Source organism: Bradyrhizobium sp. P2_E8 (assembly GCF_056403875.1).
Genome location: NZ_JBFUES010001668.1, coordinates 1 through 907, shown reverse-complemented (window position 1 = coordinate 907; position 907 = coordinate 1). Strand labels below are relative to the sequence as shown.

Sequence of the window (907 nt, the reverse complement as noted above, 5' to 3'; positions counted from 1 at the left end):
GGCGTCCACGGGGAACCTCCCGTTTTACGCGGCTGACGACACTCGACTTCACCCGGCAATTCTTGCCGGGTGTATGGTTAGCAAAGGGTTAACGGGGGGTGCGGCAAGAGCGCGGGAGCGTGTTTCGGGCCTCCAGGGGTGTCATTCCGGGGCGCCCGGAGGGCGAACCCGGAATCCATCGTGCTGCAGGTGTCGTGGGGAAATGGATTCCGGGCTCGCGCCAAGAGGCGCGCCCCGGAATGACGGCGTGGGAGGGTGCCCCCTACTTCGCCTTCTCCATCCTGGTCACCGTGTACCCCGAAGCCGCCTCCTCGGCTTCGAAGGTGACCTTGTCGCCGACCTTCACCTGCTTGAGCAAAGCGGGGTCCTTGACGCGGTAGACCATCGTCATGGGCTCGTCCATGCCGAGGCTCTTGGCCGGCCCGTGCTTGAGCGTGATCTTGCCGGCGCTCTCGTCGATCTTCTTGACCTCGCCGCTGATCGAGGCGCCCTGCGCCGCGGCGGCACCGAAGGTCAGGCCCAGCGTCAGCGCGAGCGCTGTGGTGATGCGGTTGATCGGTTTCATGGTCTTCTCCTTTGTTTCACTTCACGGTGACGTGGCCGACCATGCCGTAGTCGCGATGGCCGGGGATCAGGCAGGAAAATTCGAACGTGCCGGCCTTGCTGAACTTCCAGAGGATCTCGGCCGTCTTGCTCGGCGCGAGCCTGACACCGTTGGGATCGTCGTGCTYCATGTGCGGATGCTTCTTCATCACCTCGGCATGCGCGAGATTTTCCTTGGGTGTAGCGAGCAGGAATTCATGGTCCTCCTTGCCGACATTGCGCAGCACGAAGCGGATCTGCTCGCCGCGTTTGACCTCGATCCGCGCGGGTGCGTAGTCCATCTCGTTCATCAAAATCTCGATGG

At 63.0% G+C, this 907-nt stretch carries 2 protein-coding genes; both read right to left on the bottom strand.

Translation table 11 applies throughout. The annotated features are described in order from the left end of the window. Positions 1-262 precede the first annotated feature (262 nt). Positions 263-565 carry a copper-binding protein gene (locus AC1D00_RS43105; protein WP_477014921.1) on the bottom strand — a complete coding sequence of 101 codons (303 nt, stop codon included), beginning with the start codon at positions 563-565 and terminating at the stop codon, positions 263-265. 16 nt (positions 566-581) lie between these two features. Continuing rightward, positions 582-907, bottom strand: a 326-nt coding sequence (locus tag AC1D00_RS43100) for a cupredoxin family protein (RefSeq protein WP_477014920.1), incomplete at its 5' end; no start/stop codon positions are given.